This window comes from Companilactobacillus nodensis DSM 19682 = JCM 14932 = NBRC 107160, assembly GCF_000615905.1.
In the GTDB taxonomy this organism is placed as follows: domain Bacteria; phylum Bacillota; class Bacilli; order Lactobacillales; family Lactobacillaceae; genus Companilactobacillus; species Companilactobacillus nodensis.
In genome coordinates this window covers 1-21,334 of sequence record NZ_BAMN01000030.1, presented here as the reverse complement: position 1 = coordinate 21,334, position 21,334 = coordinate 1, and the positions used below count along the sequence as shown (strand labels likewise).

General features: G+C 38.1%; 19 protein-coding genes and 2 pseudogenes. 5 read left to right on the top strand and 16 right to left on the bottom strand.

Annotation, left to right across the window (positions count from 1 at the left end):
• Positions 1-503: 503 nt before the first annotated feature.
• The 3 genes from JCM14932_RS12860 to JCM14932_RS12845 form a co-directional block, all read right to left on the bottom strand.
• Positions 504-2,858 (bottom strand): phosphoketolase family protein, encoded by a 2,355-nt coding sequence (locus JCM14932_RS12860; RefSeq protein ID WP_025025216.1) that lies wholly within the window; start codon positions 2,856-2,858, stop codon positions 504-506.
• Positions 2,859-2,960: 102 nt separating this feature from the next.
• Positions 2,961-3,686 (bottom strand): GntR family transcriptional regulator, encoded by a 726-nt coding sequence (locus JCM14932_RS12855; protein WP_025025215.1) that lies wholly within the window; start codon positions 3,684-3,686, stop codon positions 2,961-2,963.
• Positions 3,687-3,826: 140 nt separating this feature from the next.
• Positions 3,827-4,834: a choloylglycine hydrolase family protein gene (locus tag JCM14932_RS12845; protein WP_025025214.1), complete on the bottom strand. Its 1,008-nt coding sequence runs from the start codon at positions 4,832-4,834 to the stop codon at positions 3,827-3,829.
• A 250-nt stretch (positions 4,835-5,084) separates the two neighbouring features.
• Between JCM14932_RS12845 and JCM14932_RS12840 the strand changes: the two genes are divergently transcribed.
• On the top strand, positions 5,085-6,029 hold the full coding sequence (locus tag JCM14932_RS12840) for a Dyp-type peroxidase (RefSeq protein ID WP_025025213.1): 945 nt from the start codon (positions 5,085-5,087) through the stop codon (positions 6,027-6,029).
• 19 nt (positions 6,030-6,048) lie between these two features.
• Here the strand turns inward: JCM14932_RS12840 and JCM14932_RS12835 are convergent, their stop codons facing one another.
• The 3 genes from JCM14932_RS12835 to JCM14932_RS12825 form a co-directional block, all read right to left on the bottom strand.
• Positions 6,049-7,524 carry a PH domain-containing protein gene (locus JCM14932_RS12835; RefSeq protein ID WP_025025212.1) on the bottom strand — a complete coding sequence of 492 codons (1,476 nt, stop codon included), beginning with the start codon at positions 7,522-7,524 and terminating at the stop codon, positions 6,049-6,051.
• On the bottom strand, positions 7,514-7,999 hold the full coding sequence (locus JCM14932_RS12830; RefSeq protein ID WP_025025211.1) for a PH domain-containing protein: 486 nt from the start codon (positions 7,997-7,999) through the stop codon (positions 7,514-7,516). The genes JCM14932_RS12835 and JCM14932_RS12830 overlap by 11 nt, the downstream gene beginning before the upstream one ends.
• 76 nt (positions 8,000-8,075) lie before the next feature.
• A complete protein-coding gene (locus JCM14932_RS12825; RefSeq protein WP_025025210.1) occupies positions 8,076-9,185 on the bottom strand; it encodes an SLC13 family permease in 1,110 nt (369 codons plus the stop codon).
• 201 nt (positions 9,186-9,386) lie between these two features.
• Between JCM14932_RS12825 and JCM14932_RS16645 the strand changes: the two genes are divergently transcribed.
• Both JCM14932_RS16645 and JCM14932_RS12815 read left to right on the top strand, forming a co-directional pair.
• On the top strand, positions 9,387-9,539 hold the full coding sequence (locus JCM14932_RS16645; RefSeq protein WP_155832138.1) for a DUF6095 family protein: 153 nt from the start codon (positions 9,387-9,389) through the stop codon (positions 9,537-9,539).
• Positions 9,540-9,620: 81 nt separating this feature from the next.
• Positions 9,621-9,815 (top strand): hypothetical protein, encoded by a 195-nt coding sequence (locus JCM14932_RS12815; protein WP_025025209.1) that lies wholly within the window; start codon positions 9,621-9,623, stop codon positions 9,813-9,815.
• 49 nt (positions 9,816-9,864) lie between these two features.
• On the opposite strand, the pseudogene JCM14932_RS15655 reads toward JCM14932_RS12815, so the two are convergent.
• Positions 9,865-11,450, bottom strand: a pseudogene (locus JCM14932_RS15655) (Nramp family divalent metal transporter).
• A 38-nt stretch (positions 11,451-11,488) separates the two neighbouring features.
• On the bottom strand, positions 11,489-11,935 hold the full coding sequence (locus tag JCM14932_RS12805; protein ID WP_025025208.1) for a universal stress protein: 447 nt from the start codon (positions 11,933-11,935) through the stop codon (positions 11,489-11,491).
• 348 nt (positions 11,936-12,283) lie between these two features.
• On the opposite strand from JCM14932_RS12805, the gene JCM14932_RS12800 reads away from it, so the two are divergent.
• Positions 12,284-12,946 carry a metal-dependent transcriptional regulator gene (locus tag JCM14932_RS12800; protein ID WP_025025207.1) on the top strand — a complete coding sequence of 221 codons (663 nt, stop codon included), beginning with the start codon at positions 12,284-12,286 and terminating at the stop codon, positions 12,944-12,946.
• Between the two features lie 10 nt (positions 12,947-12,956).
• Here JCM14932_RS12800 and JCM14932_RS12795 read toward each other — a convergent pair whose 3' ends face one another.
• Positions 12,957-13,865, bottom strand: a complete 909-nt coding sequence (locus JCM14932_RS12795; RefSeq protein WP_025025206.1) for an ROK family protein — start codon at positions 13,863-13,865, stop codon at positions 12,957-12,959.
• Between the two features lie 121 nt (positions 13,866-13,986).
• Between JCM14932_RS12795 and JCM14932_RS12790 the strand changes: the two genes are divergently transcribed.
• Positions 13,987-14,754, top strand: coding sequence for a biotin--[acetyl-CoA-carboxylase] ligase (locus tag JCM14932_RS12790; RefSeq protein WP_025025205.1), 768 nt, complete (start codon positions 13,987-13,989; stop codon positions 14,752-14,754).
• Here JCM14932_RS12790 and JCM14932_RS12785 read toward each other — a convergent pair.
• The 7 genes and pseudogenes from JCM14932_RS12785 to JCM14932_RS12755 all read right to left on the bottom strand — a co-directional run bounded on the left by JCM14932_RS12785 (position 14,746) and on the right by JCM14932_RS12755 (position 21,214).
• Positions 14,746-15,972: an NRAMP family divalent metal transporter gene (locus tag JCM14932_RS12785; RefSeq protein WP_025025204.1), complete on the bottom strand. Its 1,227-nt coding sequence runs from the start codon at positions 15,970-15,972 to the stop codon at positions 14,746-14,748. The genes JCM14932_RS12790 and JCM14932_RS12785 overlap by 9 nt on opposite strands.
• A gap of 30 nt (positions 15,973-16,002) precedes the next feature.
• Positions 16,003-16,751: pseudogene (locus tag JCM14932_RS15650) on the bottom strand (LamB/YcsF family protein).
• A gap of 18 nt (positions 16,752-16,769) precedes the next feature.
• Positions 16,770-18,077: an acetyl-CoA carboxylase biotin carboxylase subunit gene (locus JCM14932_RS12775; RefSeq protein WP_025025203.1), complete on the bottom strand. Its 1,308-nt coding sequence runs from the start codon at positions 18,075-18,077 to the stop codon at positions 16,770-16,772.
• An 11-nt stretch (positions 18,078-18,088) separates the two neighbouring features.
• Positions 18,089-18,496: an acetyl-CoA carboxylase biotin carboxyl carrier protein gene (locus tag JCM14932_RS12770; RefSeq protein ID WP_025025202.1), complete on the bottom strand. Its 408-nt coding sequence runs from the start codon at positions 18,494-18,496 to the stop codon at positions 18,089-18,091.
• 15 nt (positions 18,497-18,511) lie between these two features.
• Positions 18,512-19,528: a 5-oxoprolinase subunit C family protein gene (locus JCM14932_RS12765; RefSeq protein WP_025025201.1), complete on the bottom strand. Its 1,017-nt coding sequence runs from the start codon at positions 19,526-19,528 to the stop codon at positions 18,512-18,514.
• Positions 19,521-20,255, bottom strand: coding sequence for a 5-oxoprolinase subunit PxpB (pxpB, locus tag JCM14932_RS12760; RefSeq protein WP_025025200.1), 735 nt, complete (start codon positions 20,253-20,255; stop codon positions 19,521-19,523). The genes JCM14932_RS12765 and pxpB overlap by 8 nt, the downstream gene beginning before the upstream one ends.
• Positions 20,256-20,656: 401 nt before the next feature.
• Positions 20,657-21,214, bottom strand: a complete 558-nt coding sequence (locus JCM14932_RS12755; protein WP_235700605.1) for a ClbS/DfsB family four-helix bundle protein — start codon at positions 21,212-21,214, stop codon at positions 20,657-20,659.
• Positions 21,215-21,334: the final 120 nt, after the last annotated feature.

Here is a 21,334-nt window from a genome sequence, read left to right as displayed (position 1 = left end):
CGCGTAGGATTTTCAAAATCCTTCAAATTATTATCAACTGATTATTAATTTTTATTAAATCTAAACTTATATAATTATTTTTAAACTTATTTACAATTCCCAGTGTACCAGTATTTATAGACTATACAGTTGTATTTATATACTGAACAACTTAATTTTTTAATTAAAAATAGCATCCAACCTTTTTGGTTGAATGCTATTTATTTGGAAAGCTCTAGGGTGCCTTCCTTTTTGTACTCTAAGTTTTTATACGTTTTCTGAAACGAGTTACGAAAGCCAGATCCCTGCGCCTGCTACAGATAGTAAATGCACCAACTTAGTTGGCACCTTCACTATCTTAGGCAGTGCTCAGAATCTCCCGGCTTTCTCCACTCTCTGATTTCGAAACGAGCTCTGAAAAGCAACTCCCTACGCTTAGCTACAGATAAGAAAGGATGTACAAACCACATCAATTCTTATCTTAGGCTAATGCTCAGGAGTTAACCGCTTTTCTCCACTCTCTTTTATAGATCCCATTTCCAGTTTTCAACTTCTGGCAAGTCTGTACCGTATTCACGGATGTACTTGTTGTGCTTATCAACTTCTGCTTCCATCTTATCGGCGAAGTCATTAGCCTTGTCACCTTCAACAGCAACTGCAGCTTCTTCAGCCAAGTGGAAACGGTCCATTTCATTTACAACACGCATATCGAATGGTGTAGTGATATCACCATTTTCACGATAACCATGAACGAACAGGTTGTGGTTGTCACGGTCGAAGAAGATGTCTTTGATGATATCTTCGAAACCATGGAATGCGAACAATACTGGCTTATCAATTGTAAAGATTTCGTTGAACTCTTCATCAGTCAAACCACGAGGGTCAACTTCTGGTGATCTCAACTTCAATAAGTCAACAACGTTGACGAATCTGATCTTAAGCTCTGGCATTTCCTTACGCAAGATACTGATAGCAGCAAGTGATTCAAGGTTAGGTTCTGTACCGGCAGCAGCGAAGACAATATCTGGATCACCGTTATCGTTAGAAGCCCAATCAATAATCTTGAGACCCTTATCAGCCAATTCTTGACCTTCTTCAATTGAATAGAATTGAGGACGTAATTGTTTTGAAGTAACTAACAAGTTGATCTTCTCTTGATCATCCAAGATCTTAGGCATGATTGGCAACAATGAGTTTGTGTCAGCTGGGAAATATTCACGAATGAAGGCAGGCTTCTTCTCAGCTAAGTGAGTGATGATACCTGGGTCTTGGTGAGTATAACCATTGTGATCTTGTTGGAAAGCAGTTGATGTAGCGATGACGTTAAGTGATGGGTACTTGTTTCTCCATGACAATTCATCAGCTTTTCTTAACCACTTGAAGTGTTGTGTCAACATTGAATCGACAACTCTCAAGAATGCTTCGTAACTGGCAAAGATACCGTGACGGCCTGTTAGTGCATAACCTTCTAGGAATCCTTCAGCTTGGTGTTCTGAAAGTTGTGAATCGATGATACGGCCAGCTGGTGCTTCATATTGGTCGTTTGGTTCTTTGACGTCTTCCATCCATTGACGTGATGAAGCATCAAAGATGTCATATAGACGGTTTGACATTGTTTCGTCAGGTCCAAATAATCTGAAGTTCTTAGAGTTGTTTTCAATAACAGCCTTGAGATACTTACCTAACTCGATCATGTCTTGGGCGTTCTTTTCACCTGGCTTGTCGATCTTCAAAGCATAGTTCTTGTAGTCTGGTAATTTAAGAGGTTGTGGATCAACACCACCGTTAACGATAGGGTTCATAGCCATTCTCTTAGTACCCTTTGGAGCCATTTCAGCAATTTCAGACTTCAAGCTGCCGTCTTCGTTAAATAGTTCCTCTGGTTTGTATGATTCCATCCAGTCAACTAGAGCATCTGCATGTTCCATGTCGTTTTGGTCAACAGGAATTGGAATTTGGTGAGCTCTAAATGAGCCTTCAATAGGAACACCATCCCAAGTCTTAGGACCAGTCCAACCTTTTGGTGCACGGAAGATAATAACTGGCCAATGTGGCATCTTAGCATCTTCAGCAGAGTGTTTTCTAGCCTCAGTTTGAATGTTTTCGATTTTTTCGATAGCTTCATCCATGACCTTAGCCATTTCAGGATGCATCTTCTCAGGATCGTCACCTTCAACGAACATTGGATCCCATCCAAGTCCCTTGAAGTATTCTGTTAATTCTTCGTCAGTCTTACGTGAAAGGATAGTTGGGTTAGAAATCTTAAATCCGTTAAGGTTCAAGATTGGTAATACAGCACCATCATTTACAGGGTTGATGAAGACATTTGAGAACCATGATGTAGCAAGTGGACCTGTTTCAGATTCACCATCACCAACAACAACTGCGGCAATTTGGTCTGGGTTATCTAAGATAGCACCAACACCGTGTGAAATTGAGTAACCAAGCTCTCCACCTTCATGCATTGAACCGGGTGTTTCAGGAGCAGCATGTGATGCTACACCGCCTGGGAATGAGAATTGTTTGAATAACTTTTGCATACCTTTTTCATCTTGTGTGATCTCTGGGTAAGTTTCAGTATAGCTTCCATCAAGGTATGAGTTAGAAACCATAACTTGCCCACCATGTCCTGGTCCTTCGATGTAGAACATGTTAACACCGTACTTGTTAATAGCACGATTTAAATGAGCGTAAATAAAGTTTTGACCTGCAATAGTACCCCAGTGTCCGATTGGGTGAACCTTTACATCGTCAGCTTTAAGATCGCGCTTCAATAATGGATTATCTTTTAAGTAAAGTTGGCCTACAGAAACATAGTTAGCTGCACGCCAGTATTTATCAACTAAATTTAAGTATTCTTTTGATGAGTAATCTGTCATTTCAGTACACTCCTTATTTGTTTACAAACATATAATAACCAGTTTTATTCTAAAAGTCAACCATTTAATATATTGGGTCGGTCCAATTTTAGAAAACACTTACTACCTATCTAAATCAACAAATGAATCGTATTTAAAATATTTGTAATGTAACTTCATGGTAGAGAATTCGAAGGGAGTTCCATCATTTAGGAAGAAAATACCTTCCATAATGCCTACCGGTTCAGTGTTCTTCAAGTTCAATAACTTTTGTCCTTCTTCATCTGAAGGCTGCGCCGAAATAGTCAGATAAGTTTTGTTAACTTCCTTGCCTAACTCTGACTCTACATAGTTAAAGACTGACTCTGAGGCAACCTGTTCCGACAATTCTGGAGCAAGTTTGATGGGAATATAACCTGTTTCAACCATGAACGGTACTTCATCCAGTAACCTCAATCTCTTGAAGGCATATACGAATTCACCTTTGTTCAAAAATAAGTTATCACGTAATTCTTCATCCGGACGAATAACATCAAAGCTCAAGACCTTGATTCCAGGTTTTTGACCATTAGCCTTGAAGCTATCTGTGATACCTAGATTTTTGCCGCTGTAATTGAAGTATGAATCCTGCTTCAAATACAATGGATTAACGAAGGTTCCTGCACCGCGTTTCTTGAAAATAATTCCTTGTTCCGACATATTGCCTAAGGCTCGCTTAATCGAGCTGCGGCTAACATGATAGTTCTCCGCCAAAGACCTTTCGTCAGGTAAACGCATATCAGGGAATGCACCGCTGTCTATTTCTTTTTTTAATGATTCGATTATTTTTTGATATATTAAATCCGCCATGGTTTCTCCTTTGGGACGTACCAATTTTTAATATGGTTCCTATCTTTCCAAATCATTATATCCCATTTTAAGAATAATACCCACTCCAAAATATTTTTGGACATCAAAAAAGGCAGCCAAGCGGCTGTCTTGATCATTATCTATTTAGTTTCTTCAACTTGCTCATCAAGTGAAACAAGACTCTGACTCATAGGAAGATTAAATTCCTTAGGGATTGTTTGATTCTCAATCAAATCATCAGTCATTGTTACTTCAAAGACTGTTTGATTTGAATATGGAACATAGTACATTTTTTTATTAGTCATATCGAGGATTGCTTGATATTGAGTATAACTTGGTCCACGGTCACCAATATTCACACCCTTAGGAACAACCACACTATCCAAGATATGCAAGATCGTAGGTACGGCTTCTGCAGCATCCTTAGCCTTTTCAATGTGTGTTCTATTGAAGGCAGTTCTGACAAAGCGGTCAACAGCAGTATATCCACCAGGTAATCTAAATGTACCATTTTGGCCCAAACGAGTTATTTCTTCATCCCCGAATTGAGCTGAATTGAAGTTATTCACTGAAGCGCCAAGGTAATTGGCCAAGTTAGTTCTGTGCCAATCAAAATCAGGTGTGTTAGTCATAACACCGATTTTGTCTTCTTCAAGAATAAGTCCGTCGCCTTCTGGTTCAATAATATAAGTAACTCCAGAAAGGTCACTGAAGATCCAGTGCAATGGTTGGTTAGTACCCATGACACCCTTATCAGATTCGATAATATGAACTTCTTTTAAGTTCTCACGTAATTCATCGATGGTCTTGTTATTTCCTAATGCCCAGAGGATAAACTCTTCTGAGACCAAATTAATGGCTCCATCGGTAGGCTTTTCGTCATATACATATTGATGTGGGAAATATAATTCAGCAGCTGATAATCCATATTCATTGAAACCATCAGCAACCATATAATTCTTACCGTATTTTGCTCCAGTACCCATAATGGCATAGTCTGTTTGATAAGTTGCGTCGTCAAATGATGAAACCCAATCATAGTTTCTAGGCAAGAAGGTAGGTTGACCATTTAACTCAAAAGCAAAATCCATGGTTCTTGATAAAAACTTTGCTCCGTCGAGTGATTCATAACTAATACTTGTACACATATTTAATTGCTTCCCTTCGGATTTTATTACTTTATTTATTATCGCTCATTATTGTGCAAATTGGTTACAAAATCAATAATTTTATTTTAGGGAATTTAACTTTTTAGTAAAGAAAGACTGATATCAGTCAAAATTAATTCAATAATTACAATTTGGCTACTCAAAAAGTATAGCTTGGTTATTGGTTTTTTTAATGACCGGATATGATAAGCTTAATGCGTAATCACTAATAAACCTCGGAGGTAATCATATGACCGTTGATATTAAGCGTGCTCAAGATGTTTATAAGGACGCTGGAGAAAGTGTTATTTTTACTACTCTCATGCTTAAGCGTGAGAACCAATCTGAAGTGAAAGATGCGATAGCAGAATTCTCAGACATGTCGAATTCGATCATCAACAGTATGAGAGTTCGCGCACCTGAAGCTCAAGCACACATCGCCTGGGGATTCGGTTCTGATGCGTGGGATTATTTATTCCCTAATGCACCGAAGCCTAAACAACTGGCACCTTTCGAAGAGATCAAAGGACCTAAGTATACAGCTGTTTCGACACCAGGAGATATTTTCATTCACGTTCGTGCCAGCAAAATGGCCGTTTGTTACGAATTAATGGATCAATTCATGGGTATTCTTCGTCCAGTTACAACTGTTGAAGACGAGACTCATGGTTTCCGTTACTTCGAAGGTCGCGCCATTATTGGATTCATTGATGGAACTGAGAATCCCGCTGGAATCGAATCAATGGATTATACTTTGATCGACGAAGATGAAGATCCAGAATTCGTCAATGGATCATATGCCTTCGCCCAAAAATACACTCACAATATGGAAGCTTGGGACGCTCTAAAGACTGAAGACCAAGAGAAGTCTATTGGACGCCACAAGTTCAACGACCGTGAATTAGCTGATGAAAAGAAACTACCGAATGCGCACAACGTTGCCTCTAAAGATGAAGAAGGCGGTGTTGAACACAAGATCGTTCGTATGAACGTCCCTTATTCGGAACCAGCTAAGGATATTAAGGGTACATACTTCATTGGTTATTCGAAGGACTTCTCAATTACCAATCGTATGCTCAACAACATGTTCACTAAGAGTGATCGTCTACTCGACTTCAGTACGCCGATAACTGGTAACTTATTCTTCATTCCTTCCAAAGACACCTTAGATAAAATCGCTGAAAATGAATATTAAATTAAAGGAGCTGACTCAATTAAGAGTTAGCTCCTTTTTTGTACCACGCAACAACTTCATCGATCTGCTCTTGTGGTAAATATTTAACTTTTAAAACTCGAGTTTCAATCCCCGAACGGCAATTCAATAATATATGAGCAAACTTTTTGTTACTCAACCAAACGCTTTGACGTCGTTCTAATAACTGAATACTACTCTTAGGTACAAAATATGAATTCTTCGAGGTAACTTGATTATTCTGCAAAAAGACATAATCATCATTCATCAACGTTATACGTGCACGTCTAGCGTTCAGATATGCTGGCGGCAACCAGAACAATGCCGACACGATCACGATTGCTACTAACCACCAGACTGACAACTTAAACATTATCGATCCTAGAACTATATCAGTTATGACACTAAAAATCATTGCATTACGCAAGTCATAATAGTAAGTCTTCGCAGCCGCAGGTTTCACTTTCAACTCATCAACTGGAATATGCGGAAAGAATTTTTTCAAAAAGTCATTCAACTTGGCGGTTTCAATGACCGGCATAACAACGATATCTTTCTCCGTTTCACCCTTCTTAGAATTAGAAATAATCACCAGCTTAACTGAAGCAATGTGTAACATCCTTCGCAATAGGGTTTGTTTAACTACTACTGCTTGAATTCTATTTTGAGAAATACTAGTCTTCTTGGCTTTGAAAAAACCATATTGCATTCTGAACTGACTATCTTCCTTCTCCAAATGAAAATGATAATACTTGGCAATCAAAACGAGTACTGAGATTAGATAGAAAAATAACAAAATAATTATCAAACCGATCACAACTAAGATCCAGCCTAAGTGAACAAACTCATTCGCAGCGGCTTCATAAAATTGCTTGCTTAAGGACTGCTGAACTTTACCATAAAAAGCCAGAACAACTAATAATCCTGACAAGAATGCCGGTGAAGTCAATGAAAACTTGAGAAGTTCACGCCAAGTTATGGAATACTCTGTGATCCCCTGTTTAATAGGTTTTTCCATCGAAAAAGTTTCCTGTGAAACATTTTGCGTAACTTCTTCCGAATTGAATTGTTGTCGATAATGATTTAGTTCGTCCTTCAGTTTCACAGGGACGGCTACCAAGCTTACCTCTGGTCCTTCAGAATGACCGGCCGTTTCTATTTCCAATTCTTCTAATTTGAAAGGTCTCAAGAAGAACCACTGATTAGCGGTAATGTTTTGAATTCGATCATACGGAATATGATTAACCTTTTTGACAAAAATTCCGCTTCTGACCAAAATCTCATCATCAAAAAACTGATAACTAAAAGTACGATATCTAATAATATCCACTGCTGTGATCAGAAGCAATAAGGCGAATAATCCTAATATCGACCATAACTTGGATTGATTATAAACCGCAACTACAAATATGATTGCCGGAACGATCCAGTTCTTTAGATCCTTATATAAGAAAAACAATATTGCTGCCGGATGGAGTCGCTTAGGATCAGATGTCATTTTTGGCCTCCTGAGCCAGCTTCATAATTGTTTCCTTCAACTGGTCAGCTTGTTCCGACTCAAGACCGTCAATTTCACTTCTACCGGCAGCCGTTACGATGACAACTTTTTGAAGATTCTTCGATTTTAAGATAGGACCCTGCTTAAGAGTGACATTTTGTACTCTAGCTATAGGAATAATCACCTGTTTCCTAAAAAAATAACCACTGTGAAGTTGAACTTGGCGTTCGTCAATATAATATGTCCAGAAGTTCCACAGATAAATGACCCAGACAAAACTCAAAATTAAAAATAATACACCGAGTGCAATAACGATTCCTTCCCCAATATTGAAATAACTGCGAATATTATTTGGCATTGTGAGCTTGATCAAGCTTACAGCTTGAACGATTACTAGGAATACAACAAATTCTATTATTGCGTGGATCCTCCAAATAACTTTGATACTCTCAGGTAGTTTCTCTACTTTGTCCATACATCCCCCTGCGACATTTTCCCTAAGTATATCAAAATGACAAAAAAAGAACCTCACACATTGTGTGAAGCTCTGTCTAAAGTCCAAAATCAATTAAGAAATATCCGATAGTACCAATGATAATCAACATTGTGAAGTTGATACCACCAAAAACTGCTAGATACTTACCAGGATTTTCCTTGAAGAAGAATCTATATTGTTTAAAGGCCAATAAGTTAGCCAGTGAGGCCACTACTGAACCTAGTCCACCGATATTTGTACCTAAGAAAATCGCGTGAACGTATTTTGAAAACTTGGAAACTAAGATGGTTGTTGGAACATTACTGATAAATTGACTGGTGATGATCGACGTTAGATAAGTGCTGCCTCTTGTTTGAATAAAATCGTGCAAGTGGTTAACAATCGAAGGTTCACGATTGATATTCCCAACTGCTATGAAGAAGCACATGAATATCAACACGATCGAATAATCCACTGATTCCAAAATATGAGGATTGATGAAGATCACCAACAAGATTGCGGCAATCAGCGAACCCCACATAGGAATAACTGAGAAGATTCCTAAGAAAATCACTACAGTAACAAAAACTGTCAAACTCAAACTAGGAATATTTAACTCAACGGTCGGTAAAGCACTCAATTCTACTTTGTCTTTTGGGAAGAACCTAGTTAATAGGAAGATAGCCAAAAAATTAATAATCGTTATTGGTGCTGACATGATGAAGAATTGTTTAATACCAAGGTCAAAATGTGTCAGCAGGAACAAGTTATGTGTATTACCAAACGGTGTGAAAATACTACCTAAGTTCGCCGCCATCGCAATAATAATGACGGGAAATATCGGATTTATTTTCAAATGTTTTGAAAGTTGATAATACAAAGGAACCAACGTCAGAATCGCCACGTCATTTGTTAAGAACATGGCTCCAAAAAATGCTATACTAGCTAACATCAGCATCATCTGTCGTGTGGTTTTTGCCTTATGTGTTAAGTACGCCGCATAGTATTTCAAAAAATCAAGATAATCATAAATTTGAATAATGATCATCATTGAAGTTAATGAAGCAATTGTTTTCCAATTGATATCCATTAATTGCGGTGGACTTATAAAGATGGAAGTGAGGATTGCTGCTGCCCCAGCAATCCACAGAACCTTGTCTGAAAAAACTCGTTTTAATACAGCCATTTACGTTTCCCCTAAAAAAGAAGTACCCTCATTAGTATTAGTATAAGGATATTTCGTGTAATGAAAAAGATAATTATGGAAATTTGCAATTTAATTTTTGACTTCTTAAATTTTTAAAAATAATTTGTTACAAAAAGCCTTATACATTTTAACTTAGATATAATTAAAATGAAAGACTACCAAAATCAAGGAGATGATAATATGCAAGTATTTTTCGCTATTTTAGTATTTATAATCGGTATCGCAGTCGCTACAATATCATTCAAAGCTAAGAAAGAATCAATATATTATCTACTATTATCAGTCGGCACGGCAGTTTTCTTCTTTGGAATCTTTTTAATCTTTCCCAAATAAATAACAACATTTTTCTTCCCTCTCCAAAACGTTTTCTGTTATAATTCTTTTACTAAAAAAGTTTAAGGGGGACGACGTCTAATGATCTTAAAAAGAACATCTATTTTGCTATTGATATCAATGATACTGGCTGTTTTGGAAATGACGGTAAATCCAGAATTTCATCTTGGTAGAATTTTCCTAGTCGTATCAAGCATTTTATTAGTCGCCGGTGCTTTATGGTTCGTGAAAGATAACTACCGAATCGCACCCAAAGCAGAAAAAATCAAAAAATAAACATAAAAAAAGGCTCAGATTGCGCAATGCAATCTGGGCCTTTTGAATTCTATTCTTCAGCAGCAAGTTTTGCTTGTGCAACCTGTGCTCTTAATTTTTTATTACCGTGATGTAGATCGACTACCGTCCAGACCAACAAGGCCAACACAGCAAAGATCAATACATAGGCAATAACATTGGACATGGTTTGATCAGTTGCTGTGGGATGATCACCGAAGAATGCCAAAATTTGATCTGGCAAACTGATAAGGTTCAAAATTGTTAATCCTACAACGGAGAACCAACCAAGAACCTTGACCCACAAACTATTCTTGAATCGATGTCCCATTTCTTCTTCACTATCTGTCATCATCAGCAATGGCAACATTGAGAATGGCAATGCAAATGCCAAGAAGACCTGTGAATTATTCATTAAATTGTTCAATGCGGTGTGCTCATCAATAGCACTCTTACCACTAGTCAACATAACACAAATCAAAACAGGAATAACTGAAATCAAACGTGTTACTAATCTTCTCAACCATAGAGGCATCTTCATGTGAACGAAACCTTCCATGATAACTTGACCTGTTAATGTACCAGTGATAGTTGAGTTTTGACCAGATGCTAGTAAAGCAACAGCGAATAACGTTGATAACACACCTGACTTGGCAACACTGATCAAAATATTATTACTCATAGTAGATGTATCTGATAATGCTTCATACAATCCAAAGAATGAAGGATCTTTGACTGAACCAGTCTTAAATACCGCAACACCCATGATCAGTAGCAAGGCATTGACGAAGAATGCGGCTGTTAATTGAATATTTGAATCCCAAGCTGAGAACTTAACGTTCTGGGCAACTGATTCTTCATCATCGTGGTCAACTTTACGTGTCTGGGAAATAGCTGAGTGCAAGTACAAATTATGAGGCATGACAGTCGCACCAATAATACCCAAAGCACCACTCAATGGTGTCATACCAGCGATTTTTTCACCAGTCGAAAAAGTTCTAGCATTAGGAACTAATCCACTGATAACGCCACCCCAATCGGGGTTAGATAGTGCAACTTGATAAACAAAGACGAATAAAATAACTAAAATCAAGCAAACAACAATTGCTTCGATTTTTCTAAAACCAATTTTGGTTAATAATAACAATACTAAAACATCCAACACCGTAATGAATACCGCTATTACTAATGGGATGTGAAATAACAAGTACAATGCGATAGCTGCACCGATAACTTCGGCGATATCCGTCGCCATAATTGCGAATTCTGTTAGGATCCACAAGACGATTCCTAATGCCTTACTCGTTCTGGCTCTAATGCTTGCGCCAAATCCATACTGCTTACAATCCCTAGTTTAGCTGCCATATATTGTAATAACATGGCAATTAAACTAGAAATTAGAATAACTGACATTAGTAAATACTGGAAATTTTGACCACCAGTAATTGATGTTGACCAATTACCAGGGTCCATATAACCAACCGCAACTAGTGCACCTGGTCCTGAATAAGCTAATAATGTCTTAATAAATCCCTTATCCTTTGGCACTGAAACCGTACCATTGATCTCTTCTAGTGAAGGACCATTCGCATATTGGATAAGTTTGTGCTTACGTGGAGTCTCATTTTCCTCTGCCATAAATTAATCTCCTTAATTCTAACTGATATATTTAATTTTCAACGAACGATCATTATAGATATCGGTGAATACTTTGCCATATAAGCTGCTTGTGAGCCAAAGTACTTGCGTATCCCTCGTTTTGATAATGAACCGATAACCAACAAGTCAGCTTCTGAACTAGGAATAACCTTCTTAACAATAGTTTCACCCGGATCTCCTTCGGCGACGATGGCTTCGACCTTTTTCACACCCGCATGCAAAGCTACATCACGATACTCTAATATGTGTTTGTCGAGTTCTGCTCGTTCACCATGGACATAATCTTTAGTTAAAGCTTGATAAACATTCATTTCATCATTCTCCAAAATTGAAGTAATGATCAATGTGGAATCATCCCTGATACAACGTCTCATTGCATAGCGAAATGCCAATTGAGCATCATCAGAATCATCTACACCTACTAAAACTCTTTTAAAACTATTTTTAGTTTCTGTCACTTTAATCGCTCCCTTCTACGCCCCTTATTCTATCCCAAATTAACTATCTGTAAAGATTTTTTTAGGAGTAGCTAATAAAAAGTCATAAATAAAGTGACATTGTCTTCATTTTTGAAAGCGATAACCATATCCAGATATCAACGATTGTCAATCTTGGATAATTAAGTGAAAATAATTATGAAAGCTGTATACACCAGGAGATATATTGACAATACGGCAAGGTAAAAAACTCATTTTATACAAAATAATTTATTTTCTTAAATATTTTTGTTAGGTACGACTAATTTATGAGTTGACATAATCTACAAATAAAAATATGCTTAGTTTATTTAAAAGATATGCTGGTGATTAATAATGAGTGACTTGGATTTTTTGAAATTAATATATGAATTAGGTGGTTCTTTGCATAACGTCAGTAATGGAGATATTGCAAAAAAAGCACATCTTAGTAATGCTTCGGTTACTGAGCGAACTAAAAGTATATCTAAAAATACTGACTTGCTATCATATACGAAGTATTACGGATCTAAATTAACCAATAAAGGTATCATGATCATCAATCCCTATATACAGCAGCAGCGGTTAATTGAAGTTTGGTTAGTTAATGATCTCGATTTCTCATTGAAATCTGCACACAAGGAATCTGATATTCTTACCAACAAAATCAACAAACAATTTATCGACCGACTAAATGATCGATTAAACTATCCAAAATTTTGTCCACACGGAAATATCATCCCCAACAATGCAAAAATGATTACTGACAATCAAATAACACTAGCTGATAATCTTGTATCGAATCAGAAATATACGGTCAAAAGCTTTGCAGAGGACAGTTATATCTTCAGTATTCTGGAAACTATTGACGTTAAATTACAAGACACAGTTCAACTATTAAGTGTGGCTGAAGACAGTATCATAATTTTTAACTTAAGAACTGGTACCAAACAGCTATTACCAAAAACATTGGCCGAATCTATTCGAGTAGAAAAAAAGAGCTCAGCCGTTGTTGACTGAACTCTTGTAATTACGATTTTATCTCTTGAATCAATTGATAAACAGCACCGATCATCTTCGCATCACCGCTGTCCAATTTTGCCGCAACAATATTGGGAACACTCATTGAGGCAATACTATTGCGCGATTTTTGGATCCGAGTTACTTCCTGTTCTAATTTTTCCATGAACTTTTCATTTTTGACAATATTGCCGCTAAGAACTACCGCTTCAGGATCAAATGCCATATTGAGATTGATTATTTCTTTGGCCAAACTATGGCAATAACTCTTAAGCACCGCACTGGCTAACGGCTCTCCACCATTAGCACGGTTGATGACCATTTCGGGACTAGTGGCGCCGTAATCAGTATATTGATTATAACGGCGCAATAACCCTAGAACTGGTGCACCACGGTAATTCAGAGAACCCATTTCCGTATCAATATCATCTTCATCCGTCAGCATCCATCCAAACTCACCGGCTCGAGAATGGGCTCCATGATAAATCTTATCATTAATAATAATTGCCCCACCGGCACCAACATCTAGCAACAGGCCAACGTAGTCATGGTAATCCCTTGCTACTCCTAACCATTTTTCAGCAATAGCTACGGCATTAGCATTGTTCTCGATATATACCGGCAATTCCGTCTTTTCTTCCAAAATATCCTTCAAGTTGACATCATACAATGGCTTAACAATACCCGCAGTGGTCAGTAAACCATTATCCTGAACTATTCCGGAAACACTGACTGCCACACCTTCAAACTCTCCAGCTTCTTGGTCCAAATCAAACAACGCATTTTGAAGGTTTACCAATACTTCTTCCTTATCCCCTGTTGCGGATAATTCATTTCTATTCGATAGATTCCCATGCTCGTCGATCACAGCGTACTTTATTGATTTACCACCTAAGTCGACTCCAATATACCCACTCATAATTTCTCCAGCTTATCTTCAGTTAATAATACATAGGCCTATTATACCAGTTATACCAATTGGATAATTGTACTCAATTCATAAAATTAATAATGATAAACTACTATTAAGAGGAATGAAAATGACAAATAAACCGCTAAGCAGATCAGAGATTCAAGCACGATTGAACACCCCCATCAATATCTTAAAGTTCGACAAAATTGATTCTACTAATACCTTTTCTAAAGAATACATCGCTACACATCCAAATAACACTGCTGTTGTAATTGCTGAAGCGCAGACTAATGGTTATGGCCGTTTCCAACGTGATTTCTATTCACCTCAAAGTACGGGTATTTATCTGAGTATCATCATTCCCACTGATAAAATCATTCCTGGGCTACTGACCACTATGACAGGATTGACTACTGTTAAGGCTTTGAAAAGAAGTTTCCCTGAAGTTAACTTAAAGCTAAAATGGATCAACGACATTCTCCTAAACAGTAAAAAAATCGGTAGCATTCTTGCGGAGAATATTCCTAATGATAACGGAAGTAATTTAATTATCGGCATCGGTATAAACTTAAACACAATTGAATTTCCTGACGAATTAAAATCAATTGCTGGATCAATCTCTAACAACTCGACAGTTGATAGAAACAAAATAATCGCTGATATTTTGAATTGTTTTTTTGAACAATTTAAAACTTATCAGACTGGTGAATTCCTACCCGAATATCGACGTATATGCGATACATTAACTCGAACTGTCAGGATCACTAATGGCAATCAGGAAACAATCGGACAAGCTATCGACATTGCCGCAGACGGCTCACTAGTTTTGTTAGATAACAAAAAACTTCGCCACATTATTAACAGTGGCGAAGTTACAAAAGTATATTTAGAATAATTTAATCAAAGTTTCAACACTGGCAAAGGTCATAAAAGCAACGACGATCCAACCAGTTACTGTCAAAATCATTGGGTGATGATAACTCCCAATGATTTTTTGTTTATACGCAGCTAATAATAAAATAGCCAAAGATATCGGCAAAATAAAGCCATTAATTGCTCCCACGACAACTAGTACTTTAGCTGGATTACCAACAAAGTAAAAGATTGCTGCTGAAATAATAATAAATGCCATAACAAAAACTCGATTGTATTTGGCCATCTTATTGGCAGATTTTTCACTACGCGTATAATTCAAGAATGAAATCGAAGTAAATGTCGATCCCAAAGTCGAAGTCATCCCGGCAGCAAATAACAAAATACCGAAGAATTTATAGCCAAAGTTACCAGCAGCATACTTAAAAATCGAAGCAGCGGGATTAGTTGGATCCAGTTTGTACCCTGTAGTTACAACAGCCAACCCAGCTAAGAATAGCAATACACGAATAAATGAGGCTACAGTAATACCGGTAATAGCACCTTCGTTAACGTATTTCAGTTCCTTCTCACCCTTTAAGCCACCTTCGATCAATCGGTGACCACCGGAGAACGAAATATAGCCACCAACCGTTCCACCGACGATTGTAACGATGGAATAAAAATCAATATGTGTTGGTACAAAGGTATGCGTTACAGCGGTTTGATAAGGCACTGCCATAACAAAAATTATATAAATTAAAATAGCAATTTTTACAACCGCCAACAACTGAACGGTTCGATCCATAACAGTCATGGCATTCTTCGCAACGAAAATTGCAATGGCAATACATGCCGCAATAACCGCTCCATTTTCAGCAGAAATACCAAATAGAACATTTAAACCTAGTCCAGCACCACCGATATTACCAATGTTGAACAACAAACCACCGGCGGCAACTAGAAATGATAGCACGTATCCCAAACCTGGCAAGATTTCGTTAGCGATAACCTGAGCACGTTTGCCACTAACGACGATAATTCTCCAAACATTCATTTGGACGATGAAATCCACAATAATACATAACAGAATTGCAAATCCAAAATCAGCTCCCATTTGTCCAGTAAAGGTTGCTGTTTGAGTTAAGAACCCAGGTCCCACGGCTGCCATAGCCATCAAGAAGGCTGCCCCCATGGCAATACTTCTTGGGGAACGAGTGGTAGTTAATTTATCATCCACAATTTCTTCTTTATTTTTCATAAGCTCTTTCCCCACACTTATTATTTAATTTTAAAAGGTTTTAATTTCAATCCCCGCGTCATTCAAGCCAACGTGTAATTCTTTAACAATATCTAATGCACCTGATTGTCACCATGAACACAGATAGAGTCAGGCTTAAGAGGTATCTTTGTTCCATCCAAAGCAATGATTTCTTGGTCATTGACCATTGCGGCCACACGTTTAGCAACTTCTTGAGGATCCTTAATGACGGCATTTGGCAAACTTCTGCTTACCAAAGTTCCATCAGCATTATAATTACGATCTCCAAAAGCTTCTTGTGCATATGGCAAGCCAATCTCTTGAGCAGCCTTGATCAATTCACTATTGGCCAAACCATAAATTGGTAATTTAGGATCTACTTGATAGATTCCCCGGCAAATACCTACAGCCAACTCGTGGTCAGTTGCAGCAGCATTATACAAAGCCCCATGCGGCTTAACGTGATGTAATCTTTTATCACTAGTAAATGCCTGCAATGCACCAACTTGATAAGTCACCATATGCTGGACCTGATCAGGTTTCATATCCATCTTACGACGACCAAATCCTTGAAGATCTGGGAATCCTGGATGTGCACCGATTCCTACGCCAGCAGCTTCAGCCAGTTTGACCGTCGTTGCCATAACGTCTGGATCACCAGCATGATAACCACAAGCTATATTGACTGAACTTACTAAAGGAATGATCTCAGAATCTCTCCCTAGACTGTATCTGCCAAATGCTTCGCCCAAATCACTATTCAAATCTATTTTTGCCATTTGTCATTACCTCTTAATTTATTGTGTTAATTTATCTAACCAACCGATATCGGTGTGGTTGATCAAGTAATCAGGCTCCTGTAAAACCTGAGTTAAAAAGTCCAAATTGGTATTGATTCCACCTATGACCGTTTCATCCAGTGCACCCGCCATTTGCTTAATAGCACTCTCTCGGTCATGACCAAATGAAATTATCTTGGCAATCATCGAATCATAGTTAGGTGGAACTGAATAGCCTTGATACAAAGCACTGTCGGTTCTTATTCCATGCCCAGCAGGTAAATGCAATGCAGTCACTTTACCAGCAGTCTTGGCATTGATCCGACACTCCAAGGCAAAATTGTGTCGTGAAATTTCTGCGAATGGAATCGGTTCTCCTTGAGCAATCTTGATTTGTAGGTCCACCAAGTCCACATCAGTTGTCAATTCAGTCACCGGATGCTCGACTTGAACTCTCGTATTCATTTCCATGAAATAGAACTTCTCCGGTCCATCGAACAAGAATTCCATCGTACCCAGACCCTCATAGTGAATATCCTTAGCAGCTTTGACCGAGACATCAAACATCTGTTGCCGAGTAACTTCATCCAATGTGCTAGCAGGTGCCTCTTCAATTACCTTCTGATGACGCTGCTGCAAACTGCAATCACGTTCGCCTATAGCAATGGCGTTACCAAATTGATCAGCCGCAATTTGAACTTCAATGTGTCGCGGATGCGGCAAATACTTCTCGAGATACATATGATCATCACCGAAGTCATTTTTGGACTCCGCCTGTGCCAGATCAAATTGATTCTGAAAGTCTTCATCTGATTCAATGACACGCATCCCTTTGCCGCCACCACCAGAACTGGCTTTTAACATTACTGGATAACCAATCTGTTCAGCTGCTTCTTGTGCCGCCGCAAAGGTTGTAAAATCCGATTTACTACCAGGAATTACCGGAACACCTGCTTTGATCATCGTCTTACGTGCCGCTGATTTTTCTCCCATGATCGAGATAACCTTAGAACTTGGACCAATGAACTTGATACCTTGTTCCTCACACAACTTGGCGAAATCAGCATTCTCTGATAAGAAACCATATCCGGGGTGAATGGCATCTGCATGCGTTATTTGCGCCGCCGCAATGATACTCTGCTGATTCAAATAACTATCCTCTGGATTAGGACCGCCGATACAAACTGCATCATCTGCCATAGCTACGTGCATCGCTGTAGCATCCGCAGTTGAATAGACTGCCACGCTCCAGATATTCAGCAATTTGCATGCTCGAATAATACGAACAGCAATCTCGCCACGGTTCGCAATCAATATTTTCTTCAACTGTCACACCCTCAATCCTTCAGCGTAAATAGTGGCTGATCATATTCCACTGTGTCACCATTCGAAACTAGTATTTTGTCGATCGTACCATCTACTTCGGATTTGACTTCATTCATCATTTTCATAGCTTCGATGATACCGATCAGCTGTCCAGCTTTTACTTTATCTCCAGGTTTTACTAAAGGTGCTTTATCAGGCTGTTCTGACACATAAAATGTCCCAACAAAAGGAGCATTGATTGAATTATTTGGAGTTTGACTGGGCTGTTTTTCGAAAGTCTGCTGCTCAACTACTTTCTCTGAAGCAACTGTGATGTTTTTGTCCAAGACCACATGTCCTTGATCATCTTCAATTTCTAAATGACTCAAGTCAGCTTCCTGCATCATCTTTACCAATTTTTCAACTCTACTTAAATCCATCTCAATATTCTCCTTTTACAAATTATTTTTGATCAATCGTTCAATCTTAATTGAGTTTCTTCTTAGTGGACCAATTGGCTCCACGTATCGACCTTGATACCATTTTTCGTAATTATCGTTTAATATTTTTTGATGCGCCACTAGAGCATTCATGGCTGTATCCATATCGACCTCAATAAAATGAAAATCCTTATTGATCTTCATTTGGACCAGCTTGCTCCAATCAGCCTTGATGACTGTACCAATAACCGGATAACCGCCAGTCGTCTGCCGATCTGCTAACAAAACAATTGGACTACCATCGCGAGTGATTTGAATATTTCCAAAAACCGTTCCTTCAGATAGCAAGTTCTTACTTGGGACTGGTAAAGGAGTACCGTTCAAACGATATCCCATCCGATCCATTTGCTCCGACACACGATAACTCTGTTGCGTAAATTGCTTCCGTGCTTCATCCGAAAACATTTGCCAATGCGGTCCTTTAACAAAACGAATAAAATTAGATGTTTCAACATCCCAATCAATCCTTCTTGATTGCAGACTTGGCATGATGACACTGTCACGAATTGGTAAGTTGTCACCAGCGATTAAAGCACGTCCTTGAATACCACCCATTTGGGTACGTAACGTAGTCGAACGACTGTCCAAGACTGGTTGAGTAACTATCCCACCATTAGAAAAAGCTATATAACCATAATTACCAGTTTCCATTGGTCCACATTCCAGAATCGAACCTGCATTAACTTGGATAGCTCTATTCTTCAAAATACGTTGTCCATTCAGCTTGGCATGCATTTGACCACCTGTTAAGGCAATAAAAGAATCACACTCAAACTTCAAAGTTGGTCCCGTCATAACAAACTCCAATGAGGCATCATTCTTGTGATTATTGACTAATAAATTGGCAAGTTGATATTCGAATTTATCCATTGCTCCAGATTCTGGGAAACCTTCGATTTGATGACGTGTTCGTCCCAAGTCTTGAATCGTAGTCGAAAGACCTGATTTGATAACCTTAACGATATTAGTCATTGATGTCTCCGCCTTCCGTTATAGTTTTCAAAGTGTAGTTACCTGACTGGTCCTGCTTTTGAATGTCATAATATTCAGACTTGGATACGGCCTTGAAACGCACATAGTCACCCGACTTATATTTCAATACTGGATTATTTCGATCATACAATTGAATCGGAGTTCGACCGATCAAACGCCAGCCACCAGGTGATTCCACTGGGTACATCCCTGTTTGAGCTCCCGCAATACCGACACTACCCGGAGCAATCGATTTACGTGGAACCTTCAATCTTGGCATAGCAATTTGCTCGGGAACTGATCCCATATATGCAAATCCCGGCAAAAAACCCATCATAAAAATAAAATAGTCTGTTCCGGTGTGCAATTTGATTAATTTCTCAACGCTAACAGAAGCAAATTCTGCGACATCTTCGAGATCCGGACCAAATTCCTCATCGTAACAGACTGGTAATTCAACAATTCTTTTGACTGACATATTTTCGCCGCTTGACGATGCAATCAGCGAATCTATCTGACCTTCTAATAATTTAAAACTAGTCAAATCATAATCAAAGTTAACTGTTAAAGTATGGTATGCGGGAATAACGCCTGTGACCCCGGTTGTTTCTTCTTCGATTAGTTTCTGGGAAACCTGCTGGACTAACTTGTTCTCTTCAACGTTGATCTGCTCGGGAAAAACAACTTCCAAAGCCTGTTCATTAATCTGAAAATAAGAATAATCCATTAGTTTGTCCTCCATATTATTAGAAATAAATTAAATTAATTGTAATAGTATTTTGTATATCATTCAATGGTAATTTAAATATCTAATCCGATTTATAGCCGTTAACTGACCTATATCGGCATTTATTACTGATAAAAAAATTATTCTTTATACATTTTTATTAATTATTTTGTAATAATAAAAAACTGTTTCTATTAGAAAAAATGATAACAAAAAAACACTTCTAATCAGATAATTCTGTCAGAAGTGTTTTTCGTTTATTAAAATATCTATGTTCTATTGTATGTCCAAAATGAGAACACCTGAGCATTTTGTTCCACTCTCTACGACCTAAACGGGCTACAAAAAGGCAAGTCACTGTGCTTAATACGGATAGTAAATGCTCATGACTTACCGCCTTTTTAAGCCCTCTGTCTAAGATTGAAGTTCTTCCACTTCTTAACCTGACGGCTATAGTTTGTAAATGGTGAAATAGCATTGATTCTGATCCATTTTGATACAGGCCACATTGCCTTAGTTGTTGCCCATTTTCTTTCGCCGGGTTTGAATAGTTCATCTTGTGACATTTGATTGATCCAATCAATCAATTCCTCAACTACTCGCTTCAGCTCATCTTTTTCATTGTCCAAGCCTTGGGCACCATATTTGACATTAAAATCATCGTACAATTGTCTAATCTGATCCCACTTATAACCTGGAGTTGGTGTTGTGATGTCTTGGCCACCCTCTTCAGCCTTCTCCCATGATAAAATCATGTGAATCCAACCAACTTGATACGAAAGCATCTCACGCGGTGTCTTCTCGACTTGCTCGATCCTCTCATCTGCGACATTATCCGTAATACCTTCATATTGATCAATGAATTGGTGATAACTCTTTCTAATTTGGTCTATTAATTCTGATGAATTCTTATATACCTGCATACATTCGCTACCTTTCATTGATTTTAAAGATTCCACACGGGACCTCTCCAATATCTATTATAGACGCTTTCTTGTCACAACTGTTGAAAAAGGCTTAATAATTAATTTTATTCTAATAATTAAAATAATTTTGTACTTATTATTTTTTAAAAATTG

Excerpts from the sequence above, each read along its gene's own strand:
- JCM14932_RS12825 (WP_025025210.1), bottom strand. The coding sequence starts at position 9,185 with ATGGCTGTATTAAAACGAGTTTTTTCAGACAAGGTTCTGTGGATTGCT.
- JCM14932_RS16645 (WP_155832138.1), top strand. The coding sequence starts at position 9,387 with ATGCAAGTATTTTTCGCTATTTTAGTATTTATAATCGGTATCGCAGTC.
- JCM14932_RS12855 (WP_025025215.1), bottom strand. The coding sequence starts at position 3,686 with ATGGCGGATTTAATATATCAAAAAATAATCGAATCATTAAAAAAAGAA.
- pxpB (WP_025025200.1), bottom strand. The coding sequence starts at position 20,255 with ATGGATTATTCTTATTTTCAGATTAATGAACAGGCTTTGGAAGTTGTT.
- JCM14932_RS12795 (WP_025025206.1), bottom strand. The coding sequence starts at position 13,865 with ATGAGTGGGTATATTGGAGTCGACTTAGGTGGTAAATCAATAAAGTAC.
- JCM14932_RS12815 (WP_025025209.1), top strand. The coding sequence starts at position 9,621 with ATGATCTTAAAAAGAACATCTATTTTGCTATTGATATCAATGATACTG.
- JCM14932_RS12765 (WP_025025201.1), bottom strand. The coding sequence starts at position 19,528 with ATGACTAATATCGTTAAGGTTATCAAATCAGGTCTTTCGACTACGATT.
- JCM14932_RS12790 (WP_025025205.1), top strand. The coding sequence starts at position 13,987 with ATGACAAATAAACCGCTAAGCAGATCAGAGATTCAAGCACGATTGAAC.
- JCM14932_RS12840 (WP_025025213.1), top strand. The coding sequence starts at position 5,085 with ATGACCGTTGATATTAAGCGTGCTCAAGATGTTTATAAGGACGCTGGA.
- JCM14932_RS12830 (WP_025025211.1), bottom strand. The coding sequence starts at position 7,999 with ATGGACAAAGTAGAGAAACTACCTGAGAGTATCAAAGTTATTTGGAGG.
- JCM14932_RS12770 (WP_025025202.1), bottom strand. The coding sequence starts at position 18,496 with ATGGATTTAAGTAGAGTTGAAAAATTGGTAAAGATGATGCAGGAAGCT.
- JCM14932_RS12860 (WP_025025216.1), bottom strand. The coding sequence starts at position 2,858 with ATGACAGATTACTCATCAAAAGAATACTTAAATTTAGTTGATAAATAC.
- JCM14932_RS12785 (WP_025025204.1), bottom strand. The coding sequence starts at position 15,972 with ATGAAAAATAAAGAAGAAATTGTGGATGATAAATTAACTACCACTCGT.
- JCM14932_RS12835 (WP_025025212.1), bottom strand. The coding sequence starts at position 7,524 with ATGACATCTGATCCTAAGCGACTCCATCCGGCAGCAATATTGTTTTTC.
- JCM14932_RS12800 (WP_025025207.1), top strand. The coding sequence starts at position 12,284 with ATGAGTGACTTGGATTTTTTGAAATTAATATATGAATTAGGTGGTTCT.
- JCM14932_RS12845 (WP_025025214.1), bottom strand. The coding sequence starts at position 4,834 with ATGTGTACAAGTATTAGTTATGAATCACTCGACGGAGCAAAGTTTTTA.